Source organism: Modestobacter caceresii (genome assembly GCF_000761485.1).
Taxonomy (GTDB): Bacteria; Actinomycetota; Actinomycetes; order Mycobacteriales; family Geodermatophilaceae; genus Modestobacter; species Modestobacter caceresii.
Genome location: NZ_JPMX01000127.1, coordinates 40,546 through 58,519 on the forward strand (window position 1 = coordinate 40,546; position 17,974 = coordinate 58,519).

The 17,974-nt window shown below is 75.3% G+C and carries 16 protein-coding genes and 1 tRNA gene; 15 read left to right on the forward strand and 2 right to left on the reverse strand.

The window, feature by feature from the left end:
- Positions 1-98 precede the first annotated feature (98 nt).
- From IN07_RS22690 to IN07_RS22725, 8 genes are all read left to right on the forward strand, one after another.
- Positions 99-1,607, forward strand: coding sequence for a polysaccharide biosynthesis tyrosine autokinase (locus IN07_RS22690; protein WP_052091659.1), 1,509 nt, complete (start codon positions 99-101; stop codon positions 1,605-1,607).
- A complete protein-coding gene (locus IN07_RS22695; RefSeq protein WP_036341041.1) occupies positions 1,604-2,170 on the forward strand; it encodes an arsenate reductase/protein-tyrosine-phosphatase family protein in 567 nt (188 codons plus the stop codon). The genes IN07_RS22690 and IN07_RS22695 overlap by 4 nt, the downstream gene beginning before the upstream one ends.
- Before the next feature lie 181 nt (positions 2,171-2,351).
- Positions 2,352-2,828, forward strand: coding sequence for an adenylyltransferase/cytidyltransferase family protein (locus IN07_RS22700; RefSeq protein ID WP_036341044.1), 477 nt, complete (start codon positions 2,352-2,354; stop codon positions 2,826-2,828).
- Positions 2,825-3,589 carry a polysaccharide deacetylase family protein gene (locus IN07_RS22705; protein ID WP_052091660.1) on the forward strand — a complete coding sequence of 255 codons (765 nt, stop codon included), beginning with the start codon at positions 2,825-2,827 and terminating at the stop codon, positions 3,587-3,589. Before IN07_RS22700 ends, IN07_RS22705 begins: the two co-directional genes overlap by 4 nt.
- Before the next feature lie 137 nt (positions 3,590-3,726).
- Entirely contained in the window at positions 3,727-7,272 is a 3,546-nt protein-coding gene (gene mfd, locus IN07_RS22710) for a transcription-repair coupling factor (protein WP_081975639.1), read from the forward strand.
- A gap of 160 nt (positions 7,273-7,432) precedes the next feature.
- A complete protein-coding gene (locus tag IN07_RS26055) occupies positions 7,433-8,425 on the forward strand; it encodes a SurA N-terminal domain-containing protein (protein WP_197058612.1) in 993 nt (330 codons plus the stop codon).
- Between the two features lie 4 nt (positions 8,426-8,429).
- Entirely contained in the window at positions 8,430-9,353 is a 924-nt protein-coding gene (locus IN07_RS22720; protein ID WP_052091661.1) for a MazG family protein, read from the forward strand.
- A gap of 123 nt (positions 9,354-9,476) precedes the next feature.
- The gene (locus IN07_RS22725) at positions 9,477-10,742 is read left to right on the forward strand and encodes a mechanosensitive ion channel family protein (protein WP_036341175.1); all 1,266 of its coding nucleotides are present in this window, start codon (positions 9,477-9,479) and stop codon (positions 10,740-10,742) included.
- A 3-nt stretch (positions 10,743-10,745) separates the two neighbouring features.
- Here IN07_RS22725 and IN07_RS22730 read toward each other — a convergent pair whose 3' ends face one another.
- Entirely contained in the window at positions 10,746-11,708 is a 963-nt protein-coding gene (locus IN07_RS22730; protein WP_052091662.1) for a hypothetical protein, read from the reverse strand.
- A gap of 96 nt (positions 11,709-11,804) precedes the next feature.
- Between IN07_RS22730 and eno the strand changes: the two genes are divergently transcribed.
- Genes eno through IN07_RS22750 form a run of 4 tightly spaced genes read left to right on the forward strand, consistent with a single transcriptional unit; the run spans position 11,805 to position 15,156 of the window.
- On the forward strand, positions 11,805-13,088 hold the full coding sequence (eno, locus tag IN07_RS22735) for a phosphopyruvate hydratase (protein WP_036341053.1): 1,284 nt from the start codon (positions 11,805-11,807) through the stop codon (positions 13,086-13,088).
- Positions 13,089-13,101: 13 nt separating this feature from the next.
- Positions 13,102-13,665 carry an FtsB family cell division protein gene (locus IN07_RS22740; protein ID WP_036341056.1) on the forward strand — a complete coding sequence of 188 codons (564 nt, stop codon included), beginning with the start codon at positions 13,102-13,104 and terminating at the stop codon, positions 13,663-13,665.
- Positions 13,666-13,669: 4 nt separating this feature from the next.
- The gene (locus IN07_RS22745; protein WP_036341059.1) at positions 13,670-14,209 is read left to right on the forward strand and encodes a DUF501 domain-containing protein; all 540 of its coding nucleotides are present in this window, start codon (positions 13,670-13,672) and stop codon (positions 14,207-14,209) included.
- Entirely contained in the window at positions 14,206-15,156 is a 951-nt protein-coding gene (locus tag IN07_RS22750; RefSeq protein WP_036341062.1) for a Ppx/GppA phosphatase family protein, read from the forward strand. Before IN07_RS22745 ends, IN07_RS22750 begins: the two co-directional genes overlap by 4 nt.
- 85 nt (positions 15,157-15,241) lie before the next feature.
- On the opposite strand, the gene IN07_RS22755 is transcribed toward IN07_RS22750, so the two are convergent.
- Entirely contained in the window at positions 15,242-15,547 is a 306-nt protein-coding gene (locus IN07_RS22755) for a DUF4235 domain-containing protein (protein ID WP_036341181.1), read from the reverse strand.
- A gap of 63 nt (positions 15,548-15,610) precedes the next feature.
- Between IN07_RS22755 and IN07_RS22760 the strand changes: the two genes are divergently transcribed.
- The 3 genes from IN07_RS22760 to IN07_RS22770 all read left to right on the forward strand — a co-directional run bounded on the left by IN07_RS22760 (position 15,611) and on the right by IN07_RS22770 (position 17,939).
- Entirely contained in the window at positions 15,611-16,375 is a 765-nt protein-coding gene (locus tag IN07_RS22760) for a uracil-DNA glycosylase (RefSeq protein ID WP_036341065.1), read from the forward strand.
- A gap of 49 nt (positions 16,376-16,424) precedes the next feature.
- Positions 16,425-17,840, forward strand: coding sequence for an NAD(P)/FAD-dependent oxidoreductase (locus tag IN07_RS22765; RefSeq protein WP_036341184.1), 1,416 nt, complete (start codon positions 16,425-16,427; stop codon positions 17,838-17,840).
- 25 nt (positions 17,841-17,865) lie between these two features.
- Positions 17,866-17,939: transfer RNA gene (locus tag IN07_RS22770), tRNA-Leu, on the forward strand.
- Positions 17,940-17,974 lie beyond the last annotated feature (35 nt).

Genomic DNA, 17,974 nt, shown 5'->3' on the forward strand with positions numbered 1-17,974 from the left:
AGACTGGCTGCACGGGGCGCCGCTGCCTCGGGGCGGGACCGATCGCCGTCCGGGTGCGGACGTCGGGTCGGCCCGGACACCACCGAGAGAGGACGGCGATGGGGCTCCGCGCGAACATCGACACCGCACGCAGGCGCTGGCGCTGGGTGGTCGGACTGTCGCTCGCCGGGGTCCTGGTCGCGGCAGCTCTGGTGTCCACCTCGGCGCCCACCTACCGGGCCAGCGCCAGCGTCTTCTTCTCCCTGGACTTCGGCGGCTCGGCCAGCGATCTGGTGCAGGGCTCCACCTATGCGCAGAACCAGGTCACCTCCTTCGCCGCCCTCGCGACGACACCGGCCGTGCTGCAGTCGGTCGTCGACGAGCTGGACCCGGGCAGCACCGCCACGGCCCTGGCGACCCGCGTCTCGGCGCAGGCCCCGACCGACACGGTGCTGGTCGAGGTCACGGCGACCGACGGGTCCGCGGCCGGCGCTGCGCGGATCGCCAACGCCGTCGCCGAGTCCCTCGGCCGCCAGGTGGAGGCGCTGGCCCCCACCGGCGCGGACGGCGAACCGAACATCGAGGCGACGACCGTGACGCCCGCCGAGGCCCCGGCCTCCGCAGCCACCCCGCGGGTGGTCCTCACCCTCGTGGCCGGGCTGCTGGTCGGACTGCTGCTCGGCATCGGCTGTGCCTTCGCCCGTGAGACGCTCGACAACCGGGTGCGGGACGTCGCCGCGCTGGCCCGGGTGACCCCGCTGCCGGTGCTCGGGCTGATCGGCCGGCGTCGCGCCGGGGACGGTCGGCCGGTCGTCGTCGAGGCCGCTCCGCTGGACCCGCAGGCGGAGTTCTACCGGCAGCTGCGCACCAACCTGGGCTTCCTCGAGGTGTCCGCCGAGCGGGAGCCCGGTGACCGGCGGCTCTCGGTGATCGCGGTGACCTCCTCGGTGCCCGGCGAGGGCAAGTCCACCGTGACCGCCAACCTCGCAGCGGCGCTCGCCGAAGGCGGGGCCCGGGTGCTCCTCGTCGACGCCGACCTCCGCCGTCCGACCCAGGCGGCCATGCTGGGCCTGGAAGGCGCAGCCGGCCTGACCACCGTGCTGCGGGGCGGGGCCGAGCTGGCGGACGTCGTCCAGGACTGGGGCAGCTCGGGGCTGCAGGTGCTGGCCTCCGGGGCCTGCCCGCCGAACCCCGGTGAGCTGCTCAGCTCCCCGGCGATGGGCCGGTTCCTGACCCAGCAGCGGGCGGCCTGGGACTTCGTCGTCATCGACACACCGCCGCTGCTGCCCGTGGCAGACGCGGCGATCCTGTCGCGGCTGGTCGACGGCACCCTCGTGGTCGCCAATGCCCGGCTGGTGCGCCGACACCAGCTGGCAGAGGCACTGACCGGACTGGCCCAGGTCGGTGCGCACCAGCTCGGGATCGTGCTGAACATGGTGGACCGCGAGGACTCCGCCTACGACTACCGGACCGATCGGCTGCCGGGCCAGGCCCGCCGGCGGCCCTGGCGGCGCCGTCCCCGGGCCGTCCCGCCGACCGCCGCGGCCCGGCACGCGCCGCCCACCCGAGTCCTGGCGCGCGACGAGGTGCCGGCGCCGCGCGGGGCGCCGAGCCGCAGCGCCCGATGACCGCCCCGCCCCGGCCGTGGGCCGTGCTGGTGGTCTGCACCGGCAACATCTGCCGTTCCCCGGCGGCGGAGGCGCTGCTCACCGCTGCCTGGCGGGACACCCCGGGGGTGGCCGCCTCCAGCGCGGGACTGCACGCCCGGGTGGGGGAGCCGATGGCGGCGCCGATGGCCGAGCTGCTCGACGTCCCGTTGCCCGGCTCCCGCGCCCGCCAGCTCACCCCCTCGATGGTCCGGCAGTCGGACCTGGTGCTCACCATGACCCGCGATCAGCGGGCCCGGGTGGTCACGGCGGAGCCCTCGGCGGTACGCCGCACCTTCACGCTGCGTGAGTTCGTCGAGCTCGCGGAGCTGGCGGTGGTCGACCTGGACCCCGCGCTGGACGGTGCGGACGTGCAGCGGCGGACGGCGCTCGTCCGGGCGGCGCCGCGGTTCCGGGGTCGGCGCACCGCCGACCCGGAGGACGACATCGCCGACCCCTACGGGCGCGACAGGAAGGCTTACGAGACGGCGATGTCCGAGGTCGACGAGGCGATCGGCCGGTTGGTGAGGGCCTTCGGCGGCTGAGTCGGAGCCGTGCCCGGCGACGGGTCGACGGCCGTGGGCCGGGCGTCCTGCAGACCGTCAGGACGCCGCTGCGCGATCGGGGGAAGCTCGCTCCCCGACCGGGTGAACCACCCTGGCGATCGTCACTCTCCGCGCTCGCCGCGCCGTAGCGTCGTCCTCGCCATCACCTAGGGGGAACACAGTGACTGTCATCGGCTACGCACCGGGTGCCTACGACCTCTTCCACATCGGGCACCTCAACATCCTCAAGCACGCTGCGGCGCACTGCGACCGGCTCATCGCCGGCGTCGTCTCCGACGAGATGCTGGTGCTGACCAAGGGCCGCGCCCCGGTGGTCCCGCTCACCGAGCGCATGGAGATCGTGCGCAACCTGAGCATGGTCGACGGGGTGCACGCCGAGGTGCTCCCCGAGAAGCTGGACACCTGGCGCGAGGTCGGCTTCGACGTGATCTTCAAGGGCGACGACTGGCGTGGCACCGAGAAGGGACGCCGGCTGGAGTCGGACTTCGCCGCGGTCGGTGTGGAGGTGCGCTACTTCCCTTACACGGCGCACACCTCCAGCACGATCCTCCGCCGCGCCCTGTCTGTGATCGAGGGTCAGAGCCGGCAGGCGGAACGCGACACGTCGCCGGTCCGCCGGGTCGGCGTCGGCCGATGACCGCGGCCGACCGCCTGCGCGCCGGCGCACCGCCTGCCTCGGCGCGCCTCCCGCTGCCCCCCGTGCTGATGTACCACTCGATCAGCCCGTCGACCGAGCCCGACCCGTTCCGGCTGCGGGTGCACCCCGACCACCTGGACCAGCACCTGCGGCTGCTGCGCCGGCTCGGGTTGCGTGGGGTGCCGCTCGCGACCCTGGTCGAGGCGCACGCGGGGGGAGAGTCCGCCGGGCTGGTGGGCCTCACCTTCGACGACGGCTACCGGGACTTCGTCGAGCACGCCGCGCCGGTCCTCGTGCGCCACGACGTGGCCGGGACCGTCTACGTCGTCGCCGGTCGGCTGGGCGGCACCAACGACTGGGACACCGGCCCGCAGTTCCCGCTGCTGGATGCCGCCGACGTCCGCACGGTCGCCGCAGCCGGGCACGAGATCGGCAGCCACACGCTCGGCCACGTCCGGCTCGGCACTGCTGACGCCCGCACGCTCCACGAGGAGACCGTGGGCAGCAAGCGGGTGCTCGAAGACCTGGTCCAGGCCGAGGTCACCGGGTTCTGCTACCCCTACGGCAGCGCGGGTCCGGCCGCTGCGGAGGCCGTTCGCGCGGCGGGCTACGACCACGCCTGCGTCATCGGTGACTACTCCTCCCTGGACAGGTTCACGATCCCGCGCTGCTACATCGGGCCCGGGCACCGCGGCGGGCACCTGCTGGCCAAGCTGGTCCGGCACCACGTGCGCACGTGGAACGGCATGCGCAGCTCCTGAGCCCGGGAGAGGCGTCGGTGTCCGGTCGCCCGTCCCGGGACGCGCGGCGCCCCGAGCACGCGGACTAACCTGGGAGCAGGGCCCCCGTGCGCACCCGGCGCGCTGGGTGCGGCCCCCCGGAACCAGGAGTGACCCCCGTGAGCTTGCGCGGCGTGCTCGACGTCGTCCTGTCCGACGCCGGCGTTGCCTCGGTGGTGGGCAGGGCGGGCACGGCCGACCTGGCCGTCACCGCCCCGCCGTCGGTCCAGCCGCTGGTGGCCGCCGCGCTGGCGGCCCGGGCGCCCGGCGCGGACGTGCCGGTGCTGGTGGTCACCGCGGGGGAGCGGGACGCCGACGCGCTGGCGGCGGTGCTGCGCTGCTTCCTCCCCGACCGGCGGGTGGAGGTGTTCCCGGCCTGGGAGACGCTGCCGCACGAGCGGCTCAGCCCCCGCGCGGACACCGTCGGCCGCCGGCTGGCCGTGCTGCGCGACCTGACCCACCCCGGGGAGAACGGCACGGTCGACGTGCTGGTCGCCCCGGTGCGCAGCGTGCTGCAGCCGCTGGCCCCCGGGCTGGGCGACCTGGTGCCGGTGGAGCTGGCGCCGGGGCAGAGCGCCGAGCTCGAGGCGGTCTCGCAGGCGCTGGCGGAGGCGGCCTACACCCGGGTGGAGCTGGTCGAGAAGCGCGGGGAGTTCGCCGTCCGCGGCGGCCTGCTCGACGTCTTCCCGCCCACCGAGCCGCACCCGGTCCGGGTCGAGTTCTGGGGCGACGAGGTCGACGAGCTGCGGTACTTCTCCGCCGCCGACCAGCGTTCGCTGGACGAGCGGCCCGACCGGCTGTGGGCCCCGCCGTGCCGTGAGCTGCTGCTCACCGCCGACGTCCGGGCCCGCGCCGTCCAGCTGGGGGTCGACCACCCGGAGCTGGCCGAGGTGGCCGGCAAGCTGGCCGAGGGCATCGCCGTGGAGGGCATGGAGTCGCTGATCCCGGCGCTCATCGGTGGTCACCAGATGCAGCTGCTGACCGACCTGGTGGCCCCGGGCACGCACGTGCTGGTCTGCGACCCCGAGCGGGTGCGCAGCCGGTCCGCGGACCTGGTGCGCACCGCCGAGGAGTTCCTCGCCGCCTCCTGGCAGACCGCGGCCGAGGCCGGCCAGGCGCCGATCGACCTGGGCGCCTCCTCCTTCCGCGACCTCGCCGACGTGCAGGACGCCGCCCGGGGCCGGGGCCTGCCCTGGTGGACGACGGGCGCCTTCACGCTCCAGCCCGACGACGACGAGCAGCACGTCACCCTGGACGCCACCGGGGTCGAGCGCTTCCACGGCGACCAGGCGCGCGCCTTCGACCAGCTGCGCAGCTGGGGCCGCGACGGCTGGCGGGTCGCGCTGACCTTCGCCGGCCCCGGACCGGCGCAGCGCGCGGCCGACCAGCTCACCGAGGCCGACCTGGGCGCCCGGCTGGTGCCCGGCATCGAGACCGCGCCCGCCGTGGGGCCGACGCTGATCACCCAGGGCAACCTGGAGGCCGGCTTCACCTTCCCGGCCGTGGGCCTGGCGCTGGTCACCGAGGGCGACCTCACCGGCCAGCGCGGCACCTCGATGAAGGACGCCACCAAGATGCCGGCCCGCCGGCGCAACGCCGTCGACCTGGTGCAGCTGCAGCCGGGCGACCTGGTGGTGCACGAGCAGCACGGCGTCGGCCGCTACGTGGAGATGGTCAGCCGCACCGTGCACGGCGGGCAGCGTGACTACCTGATCGTCGAGTACGCGCCGGGCAAGCGGAACCAGCCGCCGGACCGGCTGTTCGTGCCCACCGACTCCCTGGACCAGCTGACCCGCTACGTCGGCGGCGAGGCGCCCGCGCTGTCCAAGCTCGGCGGCGCGGACTGGCAGAAGACGAAGAACCAGGCCCGCAAGGCGGTCAAGCAGATCGCCGCGGAGCTCATCCGGCTGTACTCGGCCCGGATGGCGAGCAAGGGCCACGCCTTCGGGCCGGACACCGTCTGGCAGCGCGAGCTGGAGGACGCCTTCCCGTTCCAGGAGACGCCCGACCAGCTGGCCGCGATCGACGAGGTCAAGGCGGACATGTCCCAGCCGGTGCCGATGGACCGGATCATCTGCGGCGACGTCGGCTACGGGAAGACCGAGATCGCGGTGCGGGCGGCGTTCAAGGCGGTGCAGGACGGCAAGCAGGTCGGCATCCTGGTGCCGACGACGCTGCTGGCCAACCAGCACTTCAAGACCTTCTCCGAGCGGTTCGCGCAGTTCCCGGTGACCGTGGCGGTGCTGTCCCGGTTCCAGTCGAAGACCGAGTCCGACGAGGTGCTGCGCAAGCTGGCCGACGGCGAGATCGACGTCCTGGTCGGCACCCACCGGCTGCTGCAGCCCACCACCCGGTTCAAGGACCTGGGGCTGGTCATCGTCGACGAGGAGCAGCGCTTCGGCGTCGAGCACAAGGAGTACCTGAAGAGCGTGCGGACGGCGGTCGACGTGCTGTCGATGTCGGCCACCCCGATCCCGCGCACCCTGGAGATGAGCCTCACCGGCATCCGCGAGATGTCCACGATCCTCACGCCGCCGGAGGAGCGGCACCCGGTGCTGACCTACGTCGGCGCCTGGGAGGACAAGCAGATGGCCGCGGCGATCCGCCGCGAGCTGCTCCGCGACGGCCAGGTCTTCGTGATCCACAACCGGGTGCAGTCGATCGACAAGGCGGCGGCGAAGATCCGCAACCTGGTGCCCGAGGCCCGGGTGGCGGTCGGCCACGGCCAGATGAAGGAGCACGAGCTCGAGCGGATCATGGTCGGCTTCTGGGAGAAGGAGTACGACGTCCTGGTCGCGACCACGATCGTCGAGTCCGGGCTGGACATCCCCAACGCCAACACCCTGATCGTCGACCGGGCCGACACCTTCGGCCTGTCCCAGCTGCACCAGATCCGCGGCCGGGTCGGCCGTGGCCGGGAGCGGGCCTACGCCTACTTCACCTACGACCCGTCCCGGCCGCTCACCGAGACCTCGGTCGACCGGCTGACCACCATCGCGCACAACACGGACCTCGGGGCCGGCATGGCGGTGGCGATGAAGGACCTGGAGATCCGCGGCTCGGGCAACCTGCTCGGCGGGGAGCAGTCCGGGCACATCGCCGGGGTGGGCTTCGACCTCTACGTGCGGCTGGTCGGCGAGGCGGTCAGCGACTACCGGGCCCAGGCGACCGGGGAGTCCCCGGCCGTGGAGCCGGCCGAGGTCCGGGTCGACCTGCCGGTCGACGCGCACCTGCCGCACGACTACGTGCCCGGCGAGCGGCTGCGGATGGAGGCCTACCGCAAGGTCGCGAGCGTCCAGGACGACGACCAGGCGCAGGCCGTGCTCGACGAGCTCACCGACCGCTACGGCGCGGCCCCGGCCCCGGTGCTCAACCTGCTGGCGGTGGCCCGCTTCCGTGCGGCCATGCGCCACCTCGGGGTCACCGAGGTGTCGATGCAGGGGCGCAACGTCCGGGTCGGGCCGGTGGAGCTGCGCGAGTCCCAGGTGATGAAGCTGTCCCGCCTGGCCGAGGGGGCCACCTACAAGGAGGCGGTGCGCACCGTGTCGATCAAGGTGCCGGTGGGCCCGGACCGGCGGACGCCGCTGCGGGACGTCGCCCTGCTGGAGAAGCTGCACGCGCTGCTGACCTCGGTCCTCGAGCAGCCCGTCGCCGTCGCCTCCTGACCTCCCCGCGCACCGTCAGCGGTGATCAGGTCACCTGATCACCGGCTGTCCCCCCGCACCAGCGTTGGTGCGGGAGGACGGTCTTCGATCAGGCGACCTGATCCACGCTGGACGCGGCGGGGTGCGGCGTGGGTCACACCGGGTGTGGCACGCTCGCGCCGTGCCGCGCCGCAGACTCCTCGCCGTCCTGCTCGTGGGTGCCGCCGGCGTGGGGAGCCTGGCCGGGTGCCGCACCGACCCGGACGTCGCCGCCTACGTCGGTGACGAGCAGGTGACCGTCGCCGAGCTGGACGAGGCGGTCGACACCCGGCTCGCCGACCCCGACATCGCCGCGTACGCCGCCGGTGACGAGGTGGGCTACACCCGCCAGGTGCTGAGCCTGCGGGTGGGCGAGGAGCTCCACGACGAGGTGGCCCGGCGCTGGGGTGTCGAGGTGCCCGACGCCGACGTGCGGGTGCGGATCGTCGAGCTGCTCGGTGGCGCCGACCCGGAGGTGGTCTTCGCCCAGGTGGCCCAGCAGCAGGGCGCCAGTGAGGCCGACGTGGTGGAGAACGTCCGCCAGCAGCTGGTCCGCCAGCGCGCCGCGGTCGCCGCCGGGCTGGTCGAGCCCTCCGAGGCGGCGCTGCGCGAGCGCTACGAGCAGGTGGCCCCCGGCCTCGCGCAGGTCGAGCTCGGCCTGGTGACGGTGCTCGACCAGGCCACCGCCGACGCCGTGCTGGCCCAGCTGACCGCCGACCCGGCCGGCTACCCGGCCGTCGCCGCCCAGTACGCCGGGCCGAACACGCTGCCGCAGATCGAGCCCCGGGCACCGGCGGACCTGCCGGCGGTGCTGGCCGAGCCGATCGCGGCCACGCCCCCCGGACAGGGCTTCACCCTGGCGCTGCCGGAGGCCGGCGGGGTGGTGGTCGGCTTCGTCCGCGACGTCGCCGTCCCGACGTTCGAGCAGCTGCGCCCGCAGCTGGCCGACCAGGCTGCCGCCGAGGCGGCGGAGGCCGGCGCCGCACTGGTGGCCCGGGTGCGGGACGACCTCGACCTGGTGGTCAACCCCCGCTTCGGCACCCTGGAGGGCGGGCAGGTGGTCGCCGCGGACGACGGGGTGGTGCGGCTCCTCGAGGACGCCGGCGAGGACGCCGCGGGGCTTGCCGGAGACTGACCGGGTGCCCGTCGCGCTCCTCGTCACCGTCAGCCCCCGCCTGCCCGGACTGCTCGCCGCCGCCGGCTGGCGGGCGGTCACCGCCGCCCCCGCCGTGCTCGCGCTGCCCGGCGCCGCCGCCACCGCCGCGGCGCTGCGGACGGAGGGGATCGAGGTGACCGACGTCGCCGACCCGGCCGCGGCCGCCGCGGCGGGCCCCGGCGCCGTCCTGCTGGCCGCCCCCGAGGAGGCCGCCGGCTGGGAGGGCGTCCCGCGGATCGAGGGTGCGCCGGAGCCGCCCGGCGCGCGGCTGCTGGACGTCGTCGGCGTGATGGACCGGCTGCGCTCGCCCGGCGGCTGCCCCTGGGACGCCGAGCAGACCCACGCCACGCTCCGCGGCTACCTGCTGGAGGAGGCGCACGAGGCCTACGACGCGATCGTCGACGACGACCCCGTGGCGATGCGCGAGGAACTGGGCGACGTGCTGCTCCAGGTCGCCTTCCACGCCCGGGTCGCCGCCGAGGCGGAGCCCGGCCGGCGGTTCGACGTCGACGACGTGGCCGGTGACCTGGTCGACAAGCTGGTCCGCCGGCACCCGCACGTGTTCGCCGACGCCGGGCCGCGCGACGTCGCCGCCGTGGAGCGTGGCTGGGACGAGATCAAGGCGACCGAGAAGCAGCGCCGCTCGCCGACCGAGGGGGTGTCCCGCTCGCAGCCGGCCGGCTCGTGGGGCGCGGCCCTGGCCGGGCGGGCCGCGCGGGCCGGGCTGCCCACCCCACCGGCCGCCGAGCTGACCGCCGCCGACCCGGCCGAGCTGGGGGAGCAGCTGCTCGGACTGGTCGTCGCCGCCCGGCAGCGCGGGTGGGACGCCGAGGACGCGCTGCGCACCGCCGTCCGCCGCTACGCCGACGAGCTCGACGTCGCCGCGCACGCCCGCGCCGACGGCTGACGTGCCCCGTCCGGGTCATCGCCCGACGCCGGTGCCCGTCCCGGCCCCTAGCGTGGACGGCGACCGGCCGAGGAGGTGCCCGGTCGCCCGCCCCGCCGACGAAGGAGCTCCCGCCGCGTGCCGATGACACCCCTGCACCCGTTCGCCGCCGCCGACGTCGTCACCGCGGCGCTGCCCCGGAGCACCTGGCTGCTGCTGCTGGTGGTCGCCGGTGCCGCGCTGGTGGCCTGGCTGGTCGCCGTCGCCATCGGCGCGCTGGTGCGCCGCTTCGCCGGGCCGTCGCCGGTCGCGGCGGACCTGTCCCGGCGGGGACGCCGGCCGCTGCGGGTGCTCCTCGTGCTGCTCGCGGTCACGCTCGTGCTGGACGCCGCGCCCGGGGTGGGCGACTGGCGCGACGTCGTCGTCCGGGTCCTGGGGCTGGTCCTGATCGGGGTGGTGGCCTGGCTCATCGCGGTCGCCGCGTTCGTCGTCGAGGACCTGGCGCTGGCCCGCTACGACGTCGACGTCGACGACAACCGGCACGCCCGGCGGGTGCGCACCCAGGTCACGCTGATCCGCCGGCTGACCGTGGCGGTGATCGCGGTGCTGGCGATCGCCGGCATGCTGCTGACCTTCCCCGCGGCCCGGGCGGCCGGCACCAGCATCCTGGCCAGCGCCGGGGTGCTGTCGGTGGTGGCCGGGCTCGCCGCCCAGACCTCGCTGGCCAACGTGTTCGCCGGGATGCAGCTGGCGTTCACCGACGCCATCCGGGTCGACGACGTCGTCGTGGTCGAGGACGAGTGGGGCCGGATCGAGGAGATCACGCTGACCTACGTCGTGGTGCACGTCTGGGACGACCGGCGGCTGGTGCTGCCCTCCACCCACTTCACCACGACGCCCTTCCAGAACTGGACCCGCAAGGAGTCCGCCGTCCTGGGGTCGGTCGAGCTGGACGTGGACTGGACGGTGCCCCTGGAGGAGATGCGCGCCGAGCTCGACCGGCTCGTGGTGGGCAACGAGCTGTGGGACGAGCGGGTCGTGGTGCTCCAGGTGACCGATGCCGTCGGCGCCGTGGTGCGGGTCCGGGTGCTGGTCAGCGCCAAGGACGGCCCCACCCTGTTCGACCTGCGCTGCCACGTGCGCGAGGGCCTGGTGGTGTGGCTGCAGCGCGAGCACCCCACCGCGCTGCCGAAGGTGCGCAACGAGGGCGTCGCCGGCCCGGACGTCGCGCCGCCGCGCCGACCGGCCGCGGTCGACGACGGCGTCCGGCCGACCGGTGCGCAGGCCGGCCTGTTCACCGGGAGCGAGCAGGCGCGGGAACGCTCCCGGGCCTTCACCGGGCCCAGCGAGGCGGAGCTGGCCGAGCGGGCCCGGCTCGACGAGGAGTCCCGGGAGCAGCCACTCGCCTGACGTTCAGCCCTGGCGGGTGGCCTGCGGGTCCGAGCCCAGCAGCTGGGGCACCCAGAACAGCACCGCCGCCGACAGCGCGGTCGCCACGACGAAGCCCGCCAGGCCGCTGCTGTCGACGTAGGCCCACAGCAGGCCCAGCACCGGGGCGAGGAAGGGCACGACGCCGTCCGCCCGCGCCTGCCGGGCCATCCCCACCTCCACGGCGTCGGGGACGACGGGCGCCTGCCGCATCTCCCCGCGCGGCTCCTGGCTGCGCAGCCGACCCGAGGGCCACACCTCCGCACCGTCGAGCACCGGCAGCACCAACCGGCCGCGGGCCGGGTCCCCGCGCACCTCGACCCGGGTGGCCGGGGGCAGCCGGTCCAGCTCCGGTGCCCAGTGGACGGGCAGCCAGCGCCGCCCGGCCGGCGTCTCCAGCTCCAGCCAGCTGCGCACCAGCAGACCGAGGTTCACCACGACGTGGGTGGCGGTCACCGCGGTGACGGGCCGCGACCGCAGCCGCGGCCGGGTGAGCAGGCGGGCGAGGGTCAGCGCGGCGACGGCGAGCAGCACCACGACCACGGCGACCAGGCCGAAGACGACGTCCCCGACCGCGGCGTGCGCGGCGTCCCCGTCGGTGTGCACCCGGACCCGGTCGTCCGCGGGGGCAGCCGAGGGGTACTGCACCGTCAGCTCGGCGCCGACCGGCGCGTCGAGCGGCTGGTCCAGCTCCACGGTGCCGGTCCGCTCCCGGCCGGAGTCGTCGCGGAAGGCGACGTCCAGCCCACGGCCCTCGGGCGCGGTCCCGGCCGCGGTGACCGTCGCGGTGGCGGTGCGGTCGGCGGCGGCCAGCGGTGCCTGCACGTCGGACAGCCGCAGCGCCAGCGCGACCAGCACGACGACCCCGACCAGCAGCACCGGGGCCAGCCCGAGGAGGAGCTGCCGGACGGCGCGCCGGTGCCGACGGGGCGGGGTCGGGGGAGTCATCGCCGGCCATCGTCCCAGGCGTCCGCCGACGGTCTGCCCGGCTGCTCCCGGCGCGGGTGTGCCGCACCGCCCCGGGAGCTGGCTAGGCTGCAGCCCGTGGCCAGCATCGATGCAGTAGGCGCGCGGGAGATCCTCGACTCGCGCGGAAACCCCACCGTCGAGGTCGAGGTGGCACTCGACGACGGGACGATCACCCGGGCAGCCGTGCCCAGCGGCGCCTCGACCGGCGCCTTCGAGGCGGTGGAGCTCCGGGACGGCGGGACCCGCTACGGCGGCAAGGGCGTGACCCAGGCCGTCGACGGCGTCCTGGACGTGATCGGCCCGGAGCTCGTCGGGTACGACGCCGCCGAGCAGCGGATGGTCGACCAGCGGCTGATCGACCTCGACGGCACGCCCGACAAGTCCCGGCTCGGCGCCAACGCGATCCTCGGCGTCTCCCTCGCCGTCGCCAAGGCCGCTGCGGAGTCCGCCGGCCTGCCGCTGTTCCGCTACGTCGGCGGCCCCTCGGCGCACCTGCTCCCAGTGCCGATGATGAACATCCTGAACGGTGGCGCCCACGCCGACAGCAACGTCGACGTCCAGGAGTTCATGATCGCCCCGATCGGCGCGGCGACCTTCGCCGAGGCGCTGCAGGTCGGCACCGAGACCTACCACGCCCTCAAGTCGGTGCTGAAGAAGCGCGGCCTGGCCACCGGCCTGGGTGACGAGGGCGGGTTCGCCCCGTCGCTGCCCAGCAACCGGGACGCCCTGGACCTGATCGTCGAGGCCGTGCAGGCCGCCGGCTACACCGTCGGCACCGACATCGCCTTCGCCCTGGACGTCGCCGCGACCGAGTTCCACAGCGACGCCGGCTACGCCTTCGAGGGGAAGACCCTCAGCTCCGACGACCTGATCGAGTACTACCGCGGGCTGGTCGACGCCTACCCGATCGTCTCCATCGAGGACCCGCTCTCCGAGGAGGACTGGGACGGCTGGGTGTCGATGACCGAGGCGCTGGGCGACCGCGTGCAGATCGTCGGCGACGACCTCTTCGTCACCAACCCGACCCGGCTCGCCGAAGGCATCGCCCGGGGTGCGGCGAACGCGCTGCTGGTGAAGGTGAACCAGATCGGCACGCTCACCGAGACCCTGGACGCGGTCAACATGGCCCACCGGGGCGGCTACCGGTCGATGATGAGCCACCGCTCGGGCGAGACCGAGGACACCACGATCGCCGACCTCGCCGTCGCCACCGACTGCGGGCAGATCAAGACCGGTGCTCCGGCCCGCAGCGAGCGCGTGGCCAAGTACAACCAGCTGCTCCGGATCGAGGAGGAGCTGGACGACGCCGCGCGCTACGCCGGCGCCGCCGCGTTCCCGCGCCTGGCTGCCCGCAGCTGAGCCCGGGCACCACGTGAGCACCGCCCGCACCCGCCGCGCCCGGCCCGGTGGCACCCGCCGCCGGTCCTCGTCGCGGCCGGTGCGGGCCGGTGCCCGCGGTGCGGCCGACAACCGGCCGGGTCGCCGCACCACCCGGCGACCGGCGCGCAGCACCACCCCTCGGCGCGGCCCGCGGTTCACCGGCCGGGCCGTGCTGCTGGGGGCACTGGTGCTGCTGCTGGCGCTGACGCTGGCCGGGCCGCTGCGCCAGTACGTGGCCGGGCGGCAGGAGCTCGCCGAGCTGGCCGCCGAGCAGCAGGCGCTCGACCAGCGCGCCGCCGACCTGCAGGCCCAGCTGGACCGCCAGGCCGACCCGGCCTACATCGCCCAGCAGGCCCGGGAGCGGCTCACCATGGTGCTGCCCGGCGACCGGCTGGTCGTCGTCGGGGACGCCGGCGACCCCGGGGACACCGCCCAGGACCCGGCCGGCAGCACCGCGCGGAACGCGCCCGTGCCCTGGTACGAGGGGCTGCTCGGCTCGGTCGCCGCAGCCGACGGCGACCCCTCGGAGACCGATCCGGGCCCTCCCGCAGACTAGGGACGTGCACAGTCCCGACCCCGCGCCGGTCTCGCCGCCGGTCACCGACGCCGAGCGCGCCGTCATCGCCCGTCAGCTGGGCCGGCCGCCGCGCGCGCTGGTCGGCGTCGCGCACCGCTGCCCCTGCGGCCAGCCCGACGTCGTGGAGACCGCGCCCCGGCTGGAGGACGGCACCCCGTTCCCCACGCTCTACTACCTGACCTGCCCGCGGGCGACCGCGGCCGCCAGCCGGCTGGAGTCGGCCGGCCGGATGCGGGACTGGCAGGCGGAGCTGGCCACCGACCCGGAGCTCGCGGCCGGCTACCGGGCGGCGCACGAGTCCTTCCTGGCCACCCGCGACTCCCGGGACGTGCTGCCCACCCGGGCCAGCGCCGGCGGCATGCCCGACCGGGTCAAGTGCCTGCACGCCCTGGCCGGCCATGCCCTGGCCGCCGGGCCCGGGGTGAACCCGGTCGGCGACCGTGCGGTCGCGGAGATGGGGGAGTGGTGGGCGGCCGGACCGTGCGCCCAGCCGTCACCCCAGGACCCCGAGGACGTCCGATGACCCGGGTCGCCGCGATCGACTGCGGCACCAACTCGATCCGGCTGCTGGTCGCCGACGTGCCCGTCGAGGGCGCGCACACCGACCTGCTCCGCCGGATGGAGGTCGTACGGCTCGGCCAGGGGGTGGACGCGACCGGCCGGTTGGCGCCCGAGGCGATCGAGCGCACCCGCCGGGTGCTCGCCGAGTACGCCGCCCAGGCCCGTGAGCTGGGTGCCGAGCGGGTGCGGATGGTGGCCACCAGCGCCAGCCGGGACGCCGCCAACCGCGACGAGTTCGAGGCCATGGTGACCGCGACCCTGGGCCAGCTGCCCGACGTGGTGACCGGGGTGGAGGAGGCCGAGCTCTCCTTCCTCGGCGCCACCGCCTCGCTGGCCGCCGCAGCACGGGTGCACGGTGCCGCGGCACCGCGGCCGCCGTACCTGGTCGTCGACATCGGGGGCGGTTCGACGGAGTTCGTGCTCGGGGACGCCGGCGGGGTGCGGGCCGCCCGGTCGGTGGACGTGGGCTGTGTCCGGCTCACCGAGCGGCACCTGCGCAGCGACCCGCCGCCCCCGGACGAGGTGCAGGCCGCCGAGGCCGACGTGCGGGCGGCCCTGGAGCTGGTCGCCGCCGAGGTGCCGGTCGGCGAGACCGCGACCCTCGTCGGGCTGGCCGGTTCGGTGACCACGGTGGCCGCCCTGGCGCTCGGCCTCCCCGCCTACGACCCGGTCGCCATCCACGGGTCGCGGATCCCGGTGGGCGCCGTCCGCTCGGTGTCGGCCGGTCTGCTGACCGCGACCCGGGCGCGGCGGGCGGCCTCCCCGGTGATGCACCCGGGCCGGGTCGACGTGATCGGTGCCGGCGCCCTGGTGCTGCGGGTGGTCATGGACGCGTTCGACCTCGACGAGGTGGTCGTCAGCGAGCACGACATCCTCGACGGCATCGCCCTCCGCCTCGCGCGGTCCTGACGCCGCCTGCGGCGTCAGGACCGTACGGCCCCCTTGCAGGGTCCCGCCGCGAGCTTGCGAGCGGTGGGGGCAAGGGGGTCCTTCTTCAGGCGGCGCTGTCGGCGTTGACGCCCGGCGGCAGGCTGCCGGTGATTTTCTCGTAGACGGTGGCGGCACCGGCGGCGGCGACCAGCCGGCCGGCGGCGTACAGCGCGCCGGAGACCGCGGCCCAGGCCAGCGCGTCGGGCCAGCTGACGCCGGGTGCGGCCGGGTTCTTCGGCGGCGGGTAGCCGCACACCTTCTCCCATGTCGTGTCGGCGAGCTTCTTGACCACGATCCCGGCCGGGATGGCCATCGCAGGGCCGAGCAGCTTGTACAGCAACGGGGTCTTCACCTTCTGCTTCTTCGCCACCCCCCCGATCATGCCGTGGGGGCGGCTCCGGCGCCCTTCGCGGCCTCGTGCTGTGCTGTCGGGGTGGCACGCGACGCCGACGGCTTCCCCGTCACCCGCAGTCCGGCCGGCGTCGTCCGCGCCGCCGCCGGCAGCCGCGAGCTGACGGTGCTGGACGAGCGGGTCTCCGGCTGCCGGGCCTGCCCGCGGTTGGTGACCTGGCGCGAGGAGGTGGCCCGGGTGAAGCGGGCCTCCTTCCGCTCGGAGGAGTACTGGGGACGGCCGGTGCCGGGGCTGGGACCCGTCGATGCGCGGATCGGCGTCGTCGGCCTGGCCCCCGCCGCGCACGGCGGGAACCGCACCGGCCGGGTGTTCACCGGCGACCGCAGCGGCGACTGGATCTTCGCCGCGCTGTGGCGGGCCGGCCTGGCCAACCAGCCGACCTCGGTGGCCAAGGACGACGGGCTGGAGCTCACCGACGTCCGGGTGTGCGCCGCGGTGCGGTGCGCGCCACCGGCCAATGCGCCGACGCCGGAGGAGCGGGACACCTGCTCGCCGTGGCTGGCCCGGGAGCTGGCGCTGCTGCCCCGGCTGCGGGTGATCGTGGTGCTCGGCGGGTTCGGCTGGACGGCGCTGTGGCCGGTGCTGGTCGGCGCCGGGGTGCCGCTGCCCCGGCCGCGGCCGGCGTTCGGGCACGGCGTTGAGGTGTCGCTGGCCGGCCCGAACGGCCCGCTGACGCTGCTCGGCAGCTACCACGTCAGCCAGCAGAACACGTTCACCGGCCGGCTCACCGAGCCGATGCTGGACGCGGTGCTGGCCAGGGCGAAGGAGCTCGCCGCCGCAGACTGAGGTCGGCGACGGGGGTCCGCCGGTGCGCGTGCGGGCCTACGGTGAGGCCATGGCCCAGCGACCGGTGATCCTGATCGTGGGCGGCGGCTACGTCGGCCTCTACACCGCCCTGCGCTTGCAGAAGAAGCTGCGTCGCGGGCGGGCGGAGATCATCGTGGTCGACCCGCAACCGCACATGACGTACCAGCCGTTCCTCCCCGAGGCGGCGGCCGGCTCGGTGGAACCCCGGCACGTCGTCGTCCCGCTGCGGCGCACGCTGGACCAGTGCCGCGTCGTCACCGGAGCGGTGGCCGGGCTCAGCCACGCCGACCGGACCGCGACGGTGACGCCGGCCGAGGGCGACTCCTTCGAGCTGCGCTACGACGTGTTGGTGATGGCCGCCGGTTCGGTGGCCCGCACCCTGCCCATCCCCGGTCTCGCCGAGCACGGCATCGGCTTCAAGAACGTCGGCGAGGCCATCTACCTGCGCAACCACGTGCTGGCCCGGCTGGACGCCGCGAGCTCCACCGACGACCCGCAGGTGCGCCGGCGGGCGCTGACCTTCACGTTCGTCGGCGGGGGCTACGCCGGGATCGAGGCGTTCGCCGAGCTGGAGGACATGGCCCGCTACGCCCTGGAGCGTTACTACCCCCGGCTCTCCCCGGCGGACATGCGCTGGGTCCTGGTGGAGGCGACCGGCCGGATCCTGCCCGAGGTCGATGCGGACATGGGTGCCTGGACCGTGCAGCAGCTGCAGGCGCGCGGGATGGAGGTCAAGCTCAACACGACCCTGGACTCGGTCTCCGACGACGGCGTCGTCCGCACCGGTGACGGCGACGAGTTCCCCAGCGACACGCTGGTGTGGACGGCGGGCACCAAGCCGCACCCGATGCTCGCCCGGACCGACCTGCCGCTGGACGAGCGCGGCCGGGTGCGCTGCCGGGCCACGCTGCAGGTCGAAGGACCGGACGGCGCGGTCCTGGAGGGGGCGTGGGCGGCCGGTGACCTGGCCGCCGTCCCGGACCTGACCAAGGACCAGCCCGGCGCCACCACCGCCCCGAACGCCCAGCACGCGGTGCGGCAGGCCAAGCGGCTGGCCGACAACATCGTGGCCGTGCTGGACGGTGAGCAGCCCACGGAGTACCGGCACGCCTACGCCGGGTCGGTGGCCAGCCTCGGGCTGCACAAGGGCGTGGCCCAGGTCTACGGGGTCAAGCTCAAGGGCCGGCCGGCCTGGTGGATGCACCGCGCCTACCACGTCAGCCGGGTGCCCACCCTCAACCGCAAGGTGCGGGTGGTCGCCGACTGGGCGCTCGCCTCCGTGTTCCGGCGCGAGGTCATCGCGCTGGGCCAGTTGCAGAACCCGCGGCGGGAGTTCGTCGCCGCGGCCACCGGCGGCCAGGCCCCGTCCATCCCGCCGCCGGCTCATGCCGACCGGGACGACGCCGATGCCGGCGAGCACCGATCGGGCCCACACGCCAGCTAGGGTCCCCGGCGGGCCACGAGCCCGCGCCCCCGTAGCCCAATCGGCAGAGGCAGGCCCCTTAAAAGGGTCCCGGTGTCGGTTCGAACCCGACCGGGGGCACCCGTCCGGGTGGTCCCGGGCACACGGGAACTACC